Annotated in this window: 16 protein-coding genes; 4 read left to right on the top strand and 12 right to left on the bottom strand. The window is 65.3% G+C overall.

From position 1 onward, the window contains the following. Nucleotides 1-121: 121 nt before the first annotated feature. Nucleotides 122-541 (bottom strand): SRPBCC domain-containing protein, encoded by a 420-nt coding sequence (locus R2834_19495; protein ID MEZ4702527.1) that lies wholly within the window; start codon nt 539-541, stop codon nt 122-124. A gap of 164 nt (nt 542-705) precedes the next feature. On the opposite strand from R2834_19495, the gene R2834_19490 reads away from it, so the two are divergent. Next, on the top strand, nt 706-1368 hold the full coding sequence (locus R2834_19490) for a hypothetical protein (GenBank protein MEZ4702526.1): 663 nt from the start codon (nt 706-708) through the stop codon (nt 1366-1368). 17 nt (nt 1369-1385) lie between these two features. Here R2834_19490 and R2834_19485 read toward each other — a convergent pair whose 3' ends face one another. The 4 genes from R2834_19485 to R2834_19470 all read right to left on the bottom strand — a co-directional run bounded on the left by R2834_19485 (nt 1386) and on the right by R2834_19470 (nt 5072). Next, the gene (locus R2834_19485) at nt 1386-2150 is read right to left on the bottom strand and encodes a DUF6090 family protein (protein ID MEZ4702525.1); all 765 of its coding nucleotides are present in this window, start codon (nt 2148-2150) and stop codon (nt 1386-1388) included. Between the two features lie 146 nt (nt 2151-2296). Further along, the gene (locus tag R2834_19480; GenBank protein MEZ4702524.1) at nt 2297-2764 is read right to left on the bottom strand and encodes a GNAT family N-acetyltransferase; all 468 of its coding nucleotides are present in this window, start codon (nt 2762-2764) and stop codon (nt 2297-2299) included. A 115-nt stretch (nt 2765-2879) separates the two neighbouring features. Beyond that, nucleotides 2880-3701 (bottom strand): ferritin-like domain-containing protein, encoded by an 822-nt coding sequence (locus R2834_19475; protein MEZ4702523.1) that lies wholly within the window; start codon nt 3699-3701, stop codon nt 2880-2882. Nucleotides 3702-3761: 60 nt separating this feature from the next. Continuing rightward, nucleotides 3762-5072, bottom strand: a complete 1311-nt coding sequence (locus tag R2834_19470; GenBank protein MEZ4702522.1) for a hypothetical protein — start codon at nt 5070-5072, stop codon at nt 3762-3764. 171 nt (nt 5073-5243) lie between these two features. Here R2834_19470 and R2834_19465 point away from each other — a divergent pair, with 171 nt between their 5' ends. After that, nucleotides 5244-6371 (top strand): transcriptional regulator, encoded by a 1128-nt coding sequence (locus R2834_19465; GenBank protein ID MEZ4702521.1) that lies wholly within the window; start codon nt 5244-5246, stop codon nt 6369-6371. A gap of 6 nt (nt 6372-6377) precedes the next feature. Here R2834_19465 and R2834_19460 read toward each other — a convergent pair whose 3' ends face one another. Then, entirely contained in the window at nt 6378-7256 is an 879-nt protein-coding gene (locus R2834_19460; GenBank protein ID MEZ4702520.1) for a VOC family protein, read from the bottom strand. A gap of 129 nt (nt 7257-7385) precedes the next feature. Here R2834_19460 and R2834_19455 point away from each other — a divergent pair, with 129 nt between their 5' ends. Further along, nucleotides 7386-9482 (top strand): NosD domain-containing protein, encoded by a 2097-nt coding sequence (locus R2834_19455; GenBank protein ID MEZ4702519.1) that lies wholly within the window; start codon nt 7386-7388, stop codon nt 9480-9482. A gap of 17 nt (nt 9483-9499) precedes the next feature. Here the strand turns inward: R2834_19455 and R2834_19450 are convergent, their stop codons facing one another. The 6 genes from R2834_19450 to R2834_19425 all read right to left on the bottom strand — a co-directional run bounded on the left by R2834_19450 (nt 9500) and on the right by R2834_19425 (nt 13216). Then, nucleotides 9500-10441, bottom strand: coding sequence for a DUF4256 domain-containing protein (locus R2834_19450; GenBank protein ID MEZ4702518.1), 942 nt, complete (start codon nt 10439-10441; stop codon nt 9500-9502). Nucleotides 10442-10452: 11 nt separating this feature from the next. After that, nucleotides 10453-11274, bottom strand: a complete 822-nt coding sequence (locus R2834_19445; protein MEZ4702517.1) for a DUF1080 domain-containing protein — start codon at nt 11272-11274, stop codon at nt 10453-10455. A gap of 205 nt (nt 11275-11479) precedes the next feature. Then, nucleotides 11480-11884, bottom strand: coding sequence for a DoxX family protein (locus R2834_19440; GenBank protein ID MEZ4702516.1), 405 nt, complete (start codon nt 11882-11884; stop codon nt 11480-11482). A 5-nt stretch (nt 11885-11889) separates the two neighbouring features. Continuing rightward, entirely contained in the window at nt 11890-12357 is a 468-nt protein-coding gene (locus tag R2834_19435; protein ID MEZ4702515.1) for an SRPBCC domain-containing protein, read from the bottom strand. A 6-nt stretch (nt 12358-12363) separates the two neighbouring features. Beyond that, nucleotides 12364-12684: a metalloregulator ArsR/SmtB family transcription factor gene (locus R2834_19430; protein ID MEZ4702514.1), complete on the bottom strand. Its 321-nt coding sequence runs from the start codon at nt 12682-12684 to the stop codon at nt 12364-12366. 100 nt (nt 12685-12784) lie between these two features. After that, complete coding sequence (locus R2834_19425) at nt 12785-13216, bottom strand: hypothetical protein (GenBank protein MEZ4702513.1); 432 nt, start codon at nt 13214-13216, stop codon at nt 12785-12787. Nucleotides 13217-13473: 257 nt separating this feature from the next. On the opposite strand from R2834_19425, the gene R2834_19420 reads away from it, so the two are divergent. Further along, the gene (locus R2834_19420; GenBank protein ID MEZ4702512.1) at nt 13474-15687 is read left to right on the top strand and encodes a DUF5060 domain-containing protein; all 2214 of its coding nucleotides are present in this window, start codon (nt 13474-13476) and stop codon (nt 15685-15687) included. The last annotated feature ends 134 nt before the right edge of the window (nt 15688-15821 follow it).

The following is a 15821-nucleotide window of genomic DNA, read 5'->3' as shown; positions in this document are numbered from 1 at the left end:
GGGTACGTTCCTCCCTGTCGGCCGCCATGCGGAATTACCGGGAGTTCCGTACGCCGGCGTGCGTTCGGCCCTGACACGGCGCGGATCTGAACCCCTTCGACGCCTTTCTACCCGCTACCCGCTACCCGGCCACCTCAACCATCAGCCGATCCAGGTTCTGCTCGTTTGACGGCTCCACGATGTGGCGGACGCGTTCGGCGACATCGGCATCCGCGAACACCTGCTCCCACGTCACGAGCGTGCCCGCGCCGCGCGGTTCGAGCGCGACGGTCAACACGAAGTGCGGCGGCGAAACATGCCGGATCCGAACGAGGGTGTCGGGGACGATTTCCTCGAAAACGGACTCATTCGCATAGGCGGCGCCGTTCGGACCGTGCATCGTGAAGATCCATCGGCCGCCGGCCTCGAATTCGCAGATCTCGAACGTGTTGGTGAACCCGTCCGGCCCCCACCAGCGGGCGAGGCGCACGGGATCGCTGATCGCGGCGAAGACAGCGGCAGGCGTTGCGAGGATGTGACGCAAGGTGGAAAAGGTCGACATGCGGTTTGGAGAAAGATGCGGAATAGAAGCGAGCCCATCGGGCCGTACCAAGATACGGCGTTTGCGCGCCTGACGCAGGGTTGTCGATATTGGGTGGCGTGTTTCGCAACGAAACCTTTCGGGTCTTTGAAGACCCAAAAGGTCTTTTGACGTCGAGAAACCCCATGAACATCATCCTTTTCGGCGCCACCGGGATGGTCGGCCAGGGCGTGCTGCAGGAATGCCTGCGCGCCGGCGACGTCGACCGCGTCGTCACCGTCGGCCGCCAGCCGACCGGGCGCTCGCACGCCAAACTCCGGGAGATCGCCCATCCCGACCTGCTGGATCTCTCGCCCGTCACCACGCAGCTGGAGGAGTACGACGCCTGCTTCTACTGCCTGGGCGCTTCCGCCATCGGCCTCGACGAGGCCGGCTACACGCGCATCAACCACGACATGCCGGTCCACGCCGGCGCGCTGCTGGGCCGGCTCAATCCGGGGATGACGTTCATCTACGTCTCGGGCCAGGGCACCGGCAACGCGGCGGCCATGTGGAGCCGCGTCAAGGGGAAGACAGAGCAAGACCTGCTGGCGATGCCCTTCAAGGCCGCCTACATGTTCCGACCCGGCGTCATCCAGCCGGTAGACGGGGTGCGCTCGAGAACGGCCTGGTACAATGGGCTTTATGCCGTATTCGCCCCGGTCGTATGGCTGGCGCGCAAGGTCGCACCGGGCTACATCCTCAATTCGAAAGAGGTGGGGCTGGCGATGCTGGAAGCCGCCCGCAACGGGGCGCCCAAACGCATCCTGGAGCCACCGGATATCAGGGCGCTGGCGATGCAAGCCTAGATTTTGATGGGGAAGCATCACCCATCGATTTCGCGCTCCACACGATCCAGCAAGGTCTGGATGTCGGCTTCCAGTGCGGGGTACTTCATCTCATACTGCACGTCCCCCAGCACCTGGTACAGCAACAGATAATTCTCGAACGTCTGATCGTGCAACAGGTGCAGGTTGCTGTGGTTTGCCAGCGACCGGCCATCCTTCGCCATCGCGGTCCGTCCCGGATCGGCGAACATGGTCTTGAAGTCGATGTGGTCGATAAAATACTGGGTGATGGTGTTGCGGTACAACGCCAGCTCCGCCTCCTGTAACTCCACGTCGCGCATCTTGCCATCCCAGGATGCAATCTCCGTCTTGATGCTGTCGTTCGTGAGGTCGCTGAGCCCTCCCGTGCTCAACAGCTCGGTAAACACCCCGTGTTCGTACGGCAGCGCGATTTCGTCGGAGAACGACCGTCCTAAGAGCGTCGACAGGAAGCGTTCGCTCACGGTATCCGTTTCCGCCTCGACTAGCCGGATGAGCATGCGTTGCGCCTCCAGCGCTGCGGCAAGCCTGGCCTTTTCTCGATTAAGCGATGCGAGATTATTCCTGAGTTCACCACGGATCGCCACCAGATATTTCTGTTCGCGGGCCAGCGACTTTCGGTGCTCGTTCCAGTTGTTGACCTGCAGCGCGATCAGGATGCCGATGACGACGAGCACGATCTCGCCCAGGGCATACACGAGATACTTCGTGAACCGGTTCTCCACCAGCAGCTTCTGGCGGATGCTCCTGAAGAATCGAATCATGTGGGTCTGGACAGGTCAACGTGCGCAAAGATGCAATATATTGCGTCTCCATAGATGGCATCAACGGGCGTCCAATGACCGGCTCGGAGGGTCTCTACCCTATCACCGGCCGACCGCAGCGGCACGACACACCAGGTGACGCCGGATCACGCAGGAAGCACGAGTTGAGGCCGCGCCCGGTCCGGCTCGCCGGCGATAGGCGCCGGCACGCTCCCGACGCGCCTCGCACCCATCGCCCGATAAAACGCCTCGGCATTCGGATCCGCATCGATGCCCAGTTCGGCGATGCCGGCATCGCGCGCGAACCGGCAAGCCTGCTCGACCAGCGCGCGGCCGATCCCCCGTCGCATCCGGTCCGGCGACACCCATAGCGCCCAGATCTCCCAGGGCGTCGTGTCGGTGGCAACCTGGATGAAGCCGGCGGGGCCGGCGGCATCCTCCGCGACGAATACTGGACGATCTGCCAGCGTCCCGGGGTCGACGGTCAGGTCATCCTGCCAGGCGTCGAGCAGCTCCTCGGCATAGCCCCAGTGCGCCTTGGCGGCCCGGGCGATCCGGTTGAGGGTCGTTAACTCGTTCGGTCGAACAGGCCGTATGGCGATAGCGTGCCTCATAGCAGCCTCCCCAGTGCTCCGTGATGACGAAAAATTGTGCGCGAACGTCGAAAGCACCTCCCAGCGGACCTCATCACGCTACCGGCCGCAGCGTGATAGAAGAAGGCGGGAGCAATCACTCCAGCGACGGCAACACGGTGCGCGCACGCGCCCGCACGGGACTGTCGCGCTGCGCCGCCCGGGCCGGCAGCCCGTCCGGTGCGGCATCGAGCCCCGACATGAGTCTTGAAAAACGCCGGCTCGACGTGCTCCAGTAGCGCGCAAAAGACCAGCCTCCTTTCCGAAACACGACGCCGTGCCCGACCCAGACGCTCAGAGCCACCCCGTAAAACAAGCCTCGGTAGCCCCATTTTGAAAGACGACGCAGCGTGCTGCGGCGATCCTTGAGAAGCGTCTGCAACCGCTCGGCCTGAAACCGGATGTGGTGCGATTCATCGAGCAGGATGTCCCTGCACACCTGGGTGAGCAGGGGGCAGTGGGATGCTCTGGCGAGCGCGGCATAATAGAACTGGGCGAACAGCTCGACCGTGATCACGGTGATCGTCCACAGCTCCATGCTGGTGTTAAAATACCGCACGCGCCGAAACAGCCAGTCGCCGAGATCGAACACAAGCCGCGGCGCGCCGATCGCATCGAGGTATTTGCCGAGATTTTCGCCGTGTTTCTGTTCCTCCTGGATGAAGAGGGTGATGGCCGTCACGTAGTCGGGGTCGTCGACCCGCTCCGCATACGCGCGTGCGGCCCGGAGGAGGTGCGCGCCATCCGATGTCTCGCCGCGCTGCCAGGCCTGGAGCGAGCGAATCAGTTTTTTATCCCACGTGGTATCCAGAATGGCCGGAAGACGCCAGTTTATCCGGGTTTCCTTCAGGTTCTCGCGGAAGTGGTTGACCCACACCTGGGACGAAAGAGGAAGGCGGTATGAAGTCGATCGGTCCATGATGGTCGAAGTCTGTTGCGCGGTTCGGCATCCCGGCGATCCGGGCGATTCCGGCGCGGGTTACGGGAACAGGGGCAGGAGCAGCAGCAGCAGGACGCCCCATACGGCCGCCAGCCCGGCGACCATCCCCATCGACGCCCGGAAGACGGGCAGCCACGGCTGCAGGCGGTGCTTCCAGAGACGCAAGCCGACGGTCGACAGGATCAGGAGCGTCGTCACGTTCCAGCCGATCACAGCCAGGCGGTTCGGGGTCAGGCCGGCATCGAGCGCCCGACCGGCTACCGCCGCCAGGGCATACGCGTTGAGGATCAGGGTGAGCGCGCCGAGGGCCAGCACGCCGTACCGCAGCAGCGATCCTCGTCCGGCATCCAGCGGACCGGAAACGACGACGGTCAGCAGCACCAGAATCGCGACGATGGTCGCGTTATAGACCAGCAGCACCTCCCGCTCCTCGAACGCCTTCAGGAAATAAACAGGGATAAACCAGAGCACGTAGACGACCAGGACGCCGAGCGCGAGGGGCAGGATGAGCCGGGCCAGGATGCGCAGGGTGCGCGCCATGCCGGCCTGTTCGTCCTGCGCCGCCGGCGTCCGGGTCGCGTCGAAGGCGCTCCCCACCGCGAGCAACGGGATGGCGCCCACACCCCAGGCCACCACGACCACCAGCTCCTCCTCCGGCAACGCGATGCCCAGCACCTTGAAGATGCCGACGGTGAGACCGATGAACAGCACGCCGGCGCCGAAGAAAATCCCGCCCGTCAGCACGCTTTCGACGGACTTGACGAGGAAGCCATAAGCCTGCCGCTCGGGGTCGCGATACCCGAAGCATAGAGCAGCTCCGACGATCGCCCAGCACAGCAGCGGGAGGTGGACCGCCGTCAGCTCCGCCACGTCGCCGGTCCGCGGGCTCAGCACCAGACCGACATACAGCGCCAGCACGACGACGGCCACGGCGGCCACCGCGTAGCGCGTCACGTTTTCCTTCGCGCGCTGCACCCAGGCCAGGTAGGCGAGCAGGCCCAGCGCCATCATCGGCCCCCAGCTCACCCAGAACAGCGTGGTGGCCTCGCCCGGCGCCGGCACGGGGGGCTGGCCTCCCGCGAGGAGGGCGCTCAGGACGCCGAGCGCCACACTTCCGCCGATGAGGGGCAGCCAGCGCCGGTCGCCGCCGGCGGCTTCCTTTTTGACGACCGGTACGTCGAGCCGGTGCGCCCAGGCTTCGAACAGCACGTCGCCCGGACTGGCTTCCGCGCAGTGCCGGAGCGCTTCCCGGAAGTCGGCTTCGCGGCCGGCTTCGCGGGCGCTACGGTAAAGTTGCTCGAGACGCGCGGGATCCCCGCTCGCCGCTTCGATGTCTTGTTGCTGTGTCATGGACGGCTCGTTGGTTTTCAGATAATGCGGCAGGACCTGACGTCCTTCCCGGGCTCGGCTCCTGTGCCGGCTCCCGATGTCCGGCCATTTTGCAGGAGTACCAACCCGGCCGTAATATGCCTCCATGGCTTGTGAGGGGCATGAGCGACATCTGAGCATTTCATAAGCATCGTGCAAGATTCCCTGATCTACCGCTTCGACGGCTTTACGCTCGACGTTTCCAACCGGACGCTGCTTCGGGAGGAAGAACGGCTGGACCTCAGCGCGCGCTACTTCGACGCGCTCGTCCTGCTCGTGCGGGAGCAGGGACAGCTCGTCGTCAAGGATCGGTTTTTCCAGGAAGTATGGGACGACGTGGTGGTGAGCGACAGCGCCCTCACACAGTGCATCAAGGAAATCCGCCGGCAGCTGGGCGACGACGTCGCAAACCCCCGGTTCATCCAGACCGTCCCCCGGCACGGCTACCGGTTCATCGCGGCGGTGTCCGTCGATCCCGGTGGCCCGCACGAAGCGGCGGTCGAGGACACGCCGCCGCCGGCCTTCCGGCCGTCACCCGAATCTCACGCCACGATACACTCCGCCGCCCGGCGCGACACAGCGTTTTCGGCGGCCATGGCGACGGCGCTCGCGTGCACGCTGGGGGGCACCGTCGCCGGTCTCGTGGGCGGGCTCCTCTACGGCTTCGGCCTGGCCTACTCGCCGGTGGATCAGCAGATCGGGACTGCCTCGGTGCTGGTCGTGCTGATCAGCCTGACGGGCTTCCTGGGCACCGTGGGCGGGTTCGGCATCGGAGCCGGAATGGCCGCGGCCGACCACGCGTCGGGCGGGGGGCCGGCGTGGCGGATCGTCGGCGCAACGCTGGGCGGCCTGCTGATCGGCGGAAGCGTGAAGCTGCTGGGCGTCGACGCGTTCAACCTGCTCTTCGGGCGCACGCCGGCGGGCATCACCGGCGGCATGGAAGGCGCCGCGCTCGGTTTTGCGGTGGGATTGGGCGCGCGCCTGGGAGGTGACGTCGACGCCGGCGTGTGGTGGAGGCCCGTCGTCGCCGCAGCGGCCACGGGCGCATGCATCGGCGTCCTGATCGCGCTGGCGGGCGGCCATCTGCTGGGAGGCAGTCTGGACCTCCTGGCCAAGTCCTTCGCGGAGTCGCGGCTCCAGCTGGACACCATCGGGCGGTTCTTCGGCGACGTGCGTTTCGGAACGACGACGCAGGTCATCCTCGCCGGCATCGAGGGGCTCCTCTTCGGCGGATGCGTGGTAGGCGCGCTCGTGGCGTCGCGCCGCGCGAAGGTCGGTTAACGGCCCCTACCTGCTGGCGCCGAGTGGTGCGGCCTCCACCAGCGCCATCGACATCCCCTTCAGCATCAGGGTATCCCCCCGAACCTCCCCCAGCAGATCGTGATCCTCCAGAAAACGCCGCGCCTCGGCCAACGACCGTACACCGAGCACCACGCTCCGAATCTCGTCTTCATCCGCCCGAATCACCCGGATCGCCGGCCCGGCTGATAGGGACCATCTCCCCAGGGAATCCGACGCCGGTGCGAGTAGCCGCTCCCACGCGGCATGCATCGCTTCCGCATCGCGTGCGCCGTAGACGATTTCCTCCGTCGCAACCACCCCGAGCGGCCCGCCATGAAGGGCCTGGAGCGCGTCGCGCAAGCTGCGCCGGCGGGCGGGGACGTCGTGCGTGTATGCGCAAAAAAAGACCTCGACCGCGTCGCGCGATACCTCCGGAAGCGACACGGTCGTCCAGCGCGTCTGCATCGTCCCATCCGGCTGCCGCGCGCGATACGGGGCCGGCGGGCCGTGACGGATGCCCCGGGCCTTCAACTCGGTCAGCACTTCATCGAGCGGCGCCGGCTCCAGCGCAAAGCCCGTAAATCGAGGCGCGCCCTCCTCCGTCTGGATGATCTCCAGATTGACATCCCCGATCGCTACGCCGCCGCTCACGAAGCCACCGTAGTCCGTCATCGGCCAGGCTACGGGAAGCCGCAGTGTATCCGTCAGCACCGCGAACAACCCCCTGGCCTCGCCGGAGACGAGTTTGATATGGTCGATCTGGCGGACGAGGCGCATGTCGGGATCGGGCGTGGGGGAAGTACAGGCCATCGGAAGGATGGCCAGGATCAAAACCAGCGGGCGACAGCCCGTCCGGCGGATCGTGCCGGGTGCGAGAATGCTCATGGTGGAATCTAGTGACGGATCCGTTCCCTCGCACGGGAGCCGCATGACATTGCCGGCATAAAGCGCTAGCTTCTCCAGGATGCGTCGCGGATGCACGCGATCTTCTAACCCCTAAACCCCGTGTCAGGGATGACTTACCGGCAAACGGACTACGCCAGACAGGCACTGCTCGCGCTCATCCTGGGCGCGGCGATCAACCTCCCCGCCCTCGGTCAGGAGCCGGTCCGCCTCGAAGCCGGCATGGTCTTCACCACCTCCGTCACGGTCGCGCCGGGCGTGTACCGCCTGCCGGCGGACAGCCTAGGCGCCATCCGCGTCCAGGGCGAGGGCATCGTCGTCGACTTCAACGGCGCGGTGCTCGATGGCGCAGCGGCGGACGCGACGCCGGACCAGTTCGCCGGGTATGGCATCGTCATCGACCGGTCCAGCCACGTCACGATTAAAAACGCCGTCGTGCGCGGCTACAAGGTCGGCCTCATCGCCTACGACACCCCGCACCTCAAGATCGATGGCGGCGACTTCAGCTACAACTACCGGCAGCGCCTCAAAAGCACCATCGAACGGGAGCATCTCGACGACTGGATGAGCTACCACCTCAACGACCACGACGAGTGGCTCGGCTACGGGGCGGCCATCTACCTCAACCGGTGCGATCGGCCGACCATCCGGGCGGTGACGGTGACCGGCGGGCAGAACGGCGTCATGCTGACCGACGTGAACCACGGCCTCCTCGAAGACAACGCGATAACCTTCAACTCGGGCATCGGCATCGGGATGTACCGGAGCAGCTACAACGCCGTGCTGCACAACCGGCTCGACTGGAACGTGCGCGGCTACAGTCACGGCGTCTATTACCGGGGCCAGGATTCGGCGGCGATCCTCGTTTACGAGCAGTCGACGCACAACACCTTCGCCTACAACTCGGCCACGCATTCGGGCGACGGGTTTTTCCTCTGGGCCGGCCAGACGACGATGGACGACGGCAGCGGTGGCAGCAACGACAACCTGCTCGTCGGCAACGACTTCTCGTTCGCGCCCACCAACTGTATCGAGGTCACCTTCAGCCGCAACACGATCCTCGGCAACCGCCTCGAAGGCTGCTGGCATGGCATCTGGGGCGGGTATTCGTTCGATACCGCCATCGCCGGCAACACCTTCATCGACAACGACGAGCACATCGCCATCGAACACGGGCAGGACATCGCCATAACGGACAACACGTTCGCCGGCGGGAAGCTCGGCATCTACACCTGGGCGCGCGACAGCCAGCCGGCCGACTGGGGCTACGCGCAGCATCGCGACACGCGCAGCCGCGACTACACCATCCATCGCAACCGCTTCGCCGGCGTGGCCGAACCCCTGCGCATCCTGAAAACCGAACCGGTGTCGGAAACGGAAAACCGGATCGTGGCGGAGGCGGACGAGGCCGCGCCGGGCCTGCCCGAGGCGCTGCCCGACTGGCCCGCGTCCCTCCCGCGCGGCCGGCGCTACATGATGGTCGATGCCTGGGGGCCGTACGACTTCCGCTCGCCCGTGCTCTGGCCCCGTTATCCCCGCGACGGCGTGCGGCAGGTGTTCGACATCCACGGCCCCGCCGGCGCCTGGCGCATCGCACAGACCAGCGGCGTCGATTCCGTTTCGGCGCGGAGCGGCTCCGTGCCCGATTCCATCGTGGTCTGGCGCACCGATGGACCGGTCGTGGACCTGCGCATCGACCTGGAATACGTCGGCGAAACGGTGACCGACCGGTTCGGGGTTGTCACGCCGGCCGGCACGCCGTACGTCTACCCCTACCGCCACTTCCATGCCGCCATCGACTGGACCGTCGACTTCTTCGCCTACGACGACGCCACCGAACCGCGCTCCCGGCCCGAGGCCTTCCGCGCCCTGATCGCCGGCACGCCGGCCTTCACCGACCACCCGACCGACCTCGGCTACCAGTGGTACGGCAGCCCGGGGCACGACCTGCCGGCCAACCACTTCGCGACGGTATCCACCGGCACGTTCGCCGTACCCCCCGGCCGCTACGTCCTCGACCTCACGAGCGACGACGGCGTCCGCGTCTGGCTCGACGGCACGCTCATCCACGACGACTGGACCTACCATCCCCCCAAACTGGAGCGCATCCCGCTAACCCTGAGCGGCCGGCACGAACTCCGCATCGAACACTTCGAGATCGACGGCTACGCCACGCTCGTCGCGACGCTGGAACAGGCGGCACCGTAACGACGCGGCATCGTGCGTCACACCGACAGCCGGCCCCGGAAGCCCCGCGCGGCGTAATAGGACTCCGCACCGTTGTGGTACACAAACACGGTGTCATACCGGCGGTCGCAGAAAAGCGCCCCGCCCAGTTTGCGGATGCGCTCCGGCGTCTGCACCCAGCTGGACGTTTTCCGGTCGAATTCCCCCAGTTCCTGCAGCTCCCGGTACTGTGCTTCGGTCAACAGCTCGACGCCCATCTCGGCGGCCATCTCCTGCGCGTTGCCGCCGGGCTTGTTTTCCTTGCGCGCATCGAGCGCCTTGCGGTCGTAGCACAGGCTGCGCCGGCCCTTCGGGCTCTCCGGGGCGCAGTCGCAAAAGACAAAAGCGCCCGTCTTCGCGTCGCGCCCGATCACATCCGGCTCGCCGCCGGTTTCTTCCATTGCTTCCAGGACGCCGAGTTTTTCGGGCTGCGCCAGCAACCGCGCGAGCACGTCGCCCCAGACGACCTCAGGGTGCCGGGGCATGTTGTGGGCGAAGCGATCCTCGAGGGTCTGGATGAGGGTGCTGTAGTCGGGTGCAGGCATACGGTCGTGGCGTTTCAGGGTCAGGACAAGCGTGGCAACAGGGATCAAGTCCCGTGTTCGGCGCGGGAGACCATTTCGTTGATCCAGATCGGCGCGAACGGGGAGGTGCAGCCTTTGGAAACCGGGTAGTCGCGATAGATGCCCAGCTCCTCGCCGATCGCGATGGCGCGCTCCCGGTGCGCGGGATGATGGATGCCGATGCCGCGCCTCCAGGTTGCCGGTGTCCCACAGCGCGAGGGCCAGCACGTGGTCGCTCTTGATCTTCGCGGCCACCTTCCGGATGTCGCCCCTCTTGACGCCGTACAGGTTGTCGCCGGCGCCGTTCTTCCGGTGCATCGCGCGGACTTTCTCGTTGCCGAGCGCCTCAAGCTGAGCGAGGGTTTCTTCCAGGGTCATCTATGCTTTCGTCAGAGTGGCCGAATCCGGATGTTGCGCCATCGGTTTTTCGCCCCGGTCGCCCAGCGGTCGGCGCCGCCGTGGACCTGGATGGCGATGGAGCCGGCGCGTCCCAGCTTCGCCTTTGTCTCTTCGCGGTCGTAGCGGGCATGGACGAAGGTCGCGGCGTTGAAGTCGGTCACCAGGGCGTCGTTGATCCAGACCTTGATGACCGGGTAGTCCCCCACGCACACGACGCGGATCCGGTTCCAGTCGTTGATCTGCCACGCCTTGAGCCAGTTTTCGGGGGAGATGGCGTAGGTCATGGGGTTTTCCAGGATGTTCGGGTTGGCTTCGGCCCCGAGCCGCGTGAGCTTACCGGCGGCGTCGGTGGTCCCCCGAAGCCGCAGCGACGCGGCGCCGAACCCGCCGATGTTCTCCCCGTAGATCTGCCCGACCACGCCGCCTTCGAGGTAGTCCACCATCACCTGGAACCCCTCGCCCTTGTCGGTCGCCCGCAGGAAGAGGCCGGAGTCGATGCCGAAGTCGGGGTTGATTTCGAGGAGCAGCTCGAAGTCGCCGAAGGTCCGGTCGGTCAGCAGGATGCCGCCGTTTCCGGATGCCGGCGGATCCTGCTCGCCGGTAATGGCGCCGTCCTCCACCTGCCAGTTTCCGCCGGTGCCGTGCCAGATCTTTTCCGGATTTTTGTGCCAGCCGGCGAGGGATTTCCCGTCGAACAGCGAGATGAAGTCGGCCTCATCCGCCCGGGTCTTGCTCGGGGTGATGACGGTGGCGAGGGAGAGCGCCGGCGCGAGCGTGGCGGATTGTTTCAGGAAGTTGCGGCGAGAGGGCATGGCGAACCTGGCGGGTTTTAAGGAAACGCGGTGCAGCTGATGGGTGAAAGATAAATCCATTCCCCCCAAACACCTAACCCCTGTATTCGACGGGCTTCTTCGTATCCCGGCGGCAGGTTCAACAGGATCACCTCGCGAACCCGTTCGAACGCAGGCCTGCGTCCCGCCGGCAGGGCATCGATCAACTCGGATGCGGTCCGTGGATTCACGACGCTCCTCCTGGATTGGCCACGGCCATTTTCCGGCCCGCCGGCCGGAAGTACCACGACAGCCCGGTTAGCACCAGCAGCAACAGCGCCGGCAGCATCTCGACCACCGCATCTCCGACGGCGGCATGCGAATAGATCGCTCCGGTCATGGCGAAGAAAAAGCCGGCGTAGGCCCATTCCTTGACCAGCGGATACCGCGGGAGCAGCACGGCTACAACGCCCAGGAGTTTCCAGATGCCCAGTAGCGTCAGCATGTACAGCGGAAACCCGAGATGCGCGATGCTGGCCGCGCCGCCCTGCCCCTCCTCAAGCTGGAGCAGTTGCACGACTCCGGTCGACACCATGCCCAGCGCCAGCCAGAGTGTGGCAACCCAGTAGATGATCTTGTTTCGCTTCGTCATAGTCGTCAGCGCAGGTTGCCTGCGACGGTTTGCAATCGGTTGTGCGCCATGTTGATGCCCGACGCGAACGGCATTTGCAGCAACTGATTCCGGAGAGCGGTCGACCGGAATACTATGTGCATGGTGAGCCTGCTGGTGTCCTCCGAGAGCGACTCGAACTCCAGGAACTCGAGCTGCGCGCCGAAGGGGGTATTCTCCATCTCGAAAGTCCGCGTGATTGTCCGATCGGGTTCGTACGCGTGGAAGACCCCGTTCATGCGGACAGCAATCACACCGTGGCGATCAGACGTTTCGAACTGCCAGCTTCCACCCTTCCAGTTCTCCAGCCTGACAACCCGCGTCCCCATCCACTGCTCGACGATTTCTGGCTCGACGTACGCCCTGAACAGCAGGTCGACAGGCAGGTCGAAATCGCGCGTGATCACCAGTTCCTGCCGGTCGTCTTCGGCGTGAACCTGCGTTTTTCGCTCCATCGTGGATTATTTGGTTTTATAGGCCTTCATGACGGCTTCGAGCTTGTTGAACCGCTCGTCCCACACGGCGCGGAAGGGCTCAATGAAGTCGGCAATCTCTTTCATTTTTTGCGGATTCAGGTGGTAGTAGATCTCCCGGCCGTTCTGCTCCTGTTCGAGCAGGCCGCATTCCGAAAGAATCTTCAGGTGCCTGGAAACCGTCGGCCGGGCCGTGTCGAAGTTGGCTGCGATCGCGCCGGCGGTCATGGCTTGCATGGCTACCAGCACGAGGATCGCCCGCCTGGTCGGGTCGGCTATGGCCTGGAATACATCGCGTCGTAGGTCCATCGTGTAGCTATTTGACTACAAATATATGCGTAGCCACATAGCTACGCAATAGAACAGAAAAAAATCGCCACTACCCGAGGGGGGTGTCGAAGCCGGCCCGTCAGATCCCGGCGCGCCGATCGACGACGGTAAGCGAAAAGCTCATGCTCGGCCGCAGCGGGATACCCGCGGCCAGAAACAGGCCGCACAGGTCTGCGTGCGGCAGGGGCGACGCCGCGATGCGGCCCTCGCCCTCGGGGCGCTGGACGAGGGGATGCGCTTCGAGCGCGCGCCAGCAGGCCACAAGCGTCGCAAGCGCCGCGGCGGCGTCCGCAAGCTGCACGACGAGGAGCCAGTCGATGTGCACCACCGGGGCCGGAACGCCGGCCGTATCCCGCGCGGGGAGCGGGCTGCTTCGCATGACGGGGTCGACCCGGGCGCGCCATGGCCAGACGAACACGCCCTCTTCCCCGGCGGCGGGAGGAGCGACGCGAACCGGCATCGCGGCGACGCCGTCCAACATGCCGGCGATTTCTGTCAGAAGGTGATCCATGACGCAACGATAGCTATCCATCCCCCGAAACCGGAGGGACGCCGGCGCAAAGATAGATATCGCGCGGGTTTTTTCCAGCGGCCGCCTCCTTCCGCATGCCACTGCCGAACCGACAGGCGCGAGACGAGTAGGCACCTACGCCGAGTACCTGAATGGGCGATGCCTGCGCGCCCGGTTGCCCCGCTTCCCCGATACGCGCAAGCCCGCGCGACGCATTCAGGTAGTCCTCTACGAGTCGATTCATTCCGCATACATACATGGTTTCACATACCGCGTCGTGGTCCCGTCGTCGATGGGCCGTCGCGCTTATAATCGGGCTGGCTCTGCTGACGAGCCGCACAGCACTGGCCCAGGACCCGATCCGCCTGGAAGGCACGTTCAAGGAGTACCACAGGATCTCCCTTCTCGTTACGTGCCCCGTAGCCGACTGCGGCGCCGTGTCGGCCACGAGCGACCCCAACCCGTTTACCGACTACCGGCTGCTGGTGATGCTCACGCCGCCCGGCGGGGGCGACGTACTGACCGTCCCCGGATTCTACGCCGGCGACGGGCGTGCGGAACGCTCCGAGGCGGACTCCGGCAATGTCTGGATGGCCTATTTCGCGCCGCCCGAATCCGGCGTCTGGTCGTATCGGGTGTCGTTTCAGACCGGGCCCGACCTCGTGATCGAAACCGGCGACGGAACGCCGGTCGGCCCCGACGGCGCGACCGGCACGTTCGCGGTGGGCGAATCCGACAAAACCGGTAGCGACTTCAGGGCAAAGGGCTTTCTGAGATCTTCGGACACCAACTACCTGCGTTTTTCGGGGTCGGGCGAGTACTTCCTCAAAAACGGCGCGGGCAGCCCCGAGAATCTGCTCCACTATCACGAGTTCGACAACACGTACCAGCAGGACACCATCCCGCGCATTCCGCCCCACCAGTTCGGGCCGCACGTCAAGGATTTTAGAGCCGGCGACCCGCTCTGGGGACCCGACCGGTCCAAAGGCCAGGGCGTCATCGGCGCCCTCAATTACCTGCACCGCCTGAACGTCAACAGCTACTACCTCATCGTCAATAACACCGCGTTCAACGGCAACGGGCAGGACACCGCGATCTGGCCCTGGCTGACGCCGGAGGCCGAGTCGCGCGACCGGTTCAGCATCGTCAAGCTCGCCCAGTGGGAAGTCGTCTTCAGCCACATGGACAGCCTGGGCATCTCCATCAACATGGTCACCCAGGATCGCCTCAACCAGTGGGATCTGGACAATGCCGAGCTCGGACGGATCCGCAAGCTGTTCTATCGCGAACTGGTCGCGCGGTACGCTCACCACCCGGGTATCGTGTGGAACCTCGGGGAGGAAAATTCCGCCACGACGGCCCAGATCCGCGACTATTCGAACTTTATCCGCAGCGTGGATGCCTACGACCATCCTATCGTCTCGCAAGCGAACGGTACGCTGGACGCCCACGAGCGGTATTACACCCCGTTGCTGGGTTTCCCGAATTTCGCCGGCGCCTCGCTGCAGGTGGGTCTGACGGATCTGGATTCGCTCGACATCCCGCAGTCGCTGCCGGGCCGCATCCATAACGCCGTACTGAAGTGGGTGGCGGCGTCGAACGCCGCCGAACAGCCGTGGGTCGTGACGCTCGACGAAATCGGCCACTGGAGCGACGGCATCGTGCCCGACGGCGACCGGCGCGATCCGACCAACCGGCGCGCCCGGCGCGAAGGGTTCTGGGGGACGCTGATGGCCGGCGGCGCCGGCGCCGACTGGTACTTCGGCTCCGATCCCTACGAATACAACGACATCTGGATGGAGGACTTCAGCTACCGCGAGGAGTTCTTCGAGCGGACGCGCGACGGCGTCGCCATGATACAGCGCAGCGGGCTGCCGTTCTGGGAGATGCACAACCTGAACGGCATCGCCACGGCCGCCAACACGTGGGTGCTCGCCAAACCGGGCGAGGCCTATCTCGTGTACTCCCCCTACCTGGAGCCGACGGAGCTTCTGCTGCCGGCGGGCACCTACGACATCCGCTGGTACGATGCGTTCGCCGGCGGCCCGCTGCAGGAGGGTACGCTGGCGGACGTCACGGTCTCCAGCGGCAACGCCTTCGTTTCCATCGGCGAGCCCATCGGGTTTACGGAGGATGCCGTCGCCGTGGTGACGCTGCGGCCTGTCATCGAGTCGATAGGCGACGAAACCGGTCCGGACCGCCCCAACGCGGTGCTGCACCCGAACTACCCCAATCCCGCCGGCGCGGCGACGACCATCGCCTTCGAACTCTTCGCGCCCGATCGGGTGACGCTGACGGTGTACGACCTCCTGGGCCGAAAAATCGACGTGCTCGCCGACGGCTTCCATGTACCGGGCGTCTACCGCTACGACCTCGACACCTCGAACCTGCCCGGCGGGCTGTACCTCTATCGGCTGGAGACCGGAAACGCCGTACGGCTGCAGCAGACGATGCCGGTGGTGCATCGCTGAGGGGCCCCTGGCCCATCGGGCGCCTCCCTCCTCGCCATACGGGCTCGCTTGTAGTTCTCGCTTCGTTTCGCGTATCTACGTACAAACCCATGCATGCCGCGGCGTGCATGGGTTTGCCGTTTCAGGTTCAAGGC

The organism is Rhodothermales bacterium (assembly GCA_041391505.1).
Lineage (GTDB): Bacteria > Bacteroidota > Rhodothermia > Rhodothermales > JAHQVL01 > JAWKNW01.
This window is presented reverse-complemented; position numbering and strand designations above follow the sequence as displayed.

Coding starts and splice junctions, on each gene's coding strand:
- R2834_19495 (MEZ4702527.1), bottom strand. CDS start 541: ATGTCGACCTTTTCCACCTTGCGTCACATCCTCGCAACGCCTGCCGCT.
- R2834_19490 (MEZ4702526.1), top strand. CDS start 706: ATGAACATCATCCTTTTCGGCGCCACCGGGATGGTCGGCCAGGGCGTG.
- R2834_19485 (MEZ4702525.1), bottom strand. CDS start 2,150: ATGATTCGATTCTTCAGGAGCATCCGCCAGAAGCTGCTGGTGGAGAAC.
- R2834_19480 (MEZ4702524.1), bottom strand. CDS start 2,764: ATGAGGCACGCTATCGCCATACGGCCTGTTCGACCGAACGAGTTAACG.
- R2834_19475 (MEZ4702523.1), bottom strand. CDS start 3,701: ATGGACCGATCGACTTCATACCGCCTTCCTCTTTCGTCCCAGGTGTGG.
- R2834_19470 (MEZ4702522.1), bottom strand. CDS start 5,072: ATGACACAGCAACAAGACATCGAAGCGGCGAGCGGGGATCCCGCGCGT.
- R2834_19460 (MEZ4702520.1), bottom strand. CDS start 7,256: ATGAGCATTCTCGCACCCGGCACGATCCGCCGGACGGGCTGTCGCCCG.
- R2834_19455 (MEZ4702519.1), top strand. CDS start 7,386: ATGACTTACCGGCAAACGGACTACGCCAGACAGGCACTGCTCGCGCTC.
- R2834_19450 (MEZ4702518.1), bottom strand. CDS start 10,441: ATGACCCTGGAAGAAACCCTCGCTCAGCTTGAGGCGCTCGGCAACGAG.
- R2834_19445 (MEZ4702517.1), bottom strand. CDS start 11,274: ATGCCCTCTCGCCGCAACTTCCTGAAACAATCCGCCACGCTCGCGCCG.
- R2834_19440 (MEZ4702516.1), bottom strand. CDS start 11,884: ATGACGAAGCGAAACAAGATCATCTACTGGGTTGCCACACTCTGGCTG.
- R2834_19435 (MEZ4702515.1), bottom strand. CDS start 12,357: ATGGAGCGAAAAACGCAGGTTCACGCCGAAGACGACCGGCAGGAACTG.
- R2834_19430 (MEZ4702514.1), bottom strand. CDS start 12,684: ATGGACCTACGACGCGATGTATTCCAGGCCATAGCCGACCCGACCAGG.
- R2834_19425 (MEZ4702513.1), bottom strand. CDS start 13,216: ATGGATCACCTTCTGACAGAAATCGCCGGCATGTTGGACGGCGTCGCC.
- R2834_19420 (MEZ4702512.1), top strand. CDS start 13,474: ATGGTTTCACATACCGCGTCGTGGTCCCGTCGTCGATGGGCCGTCGCG.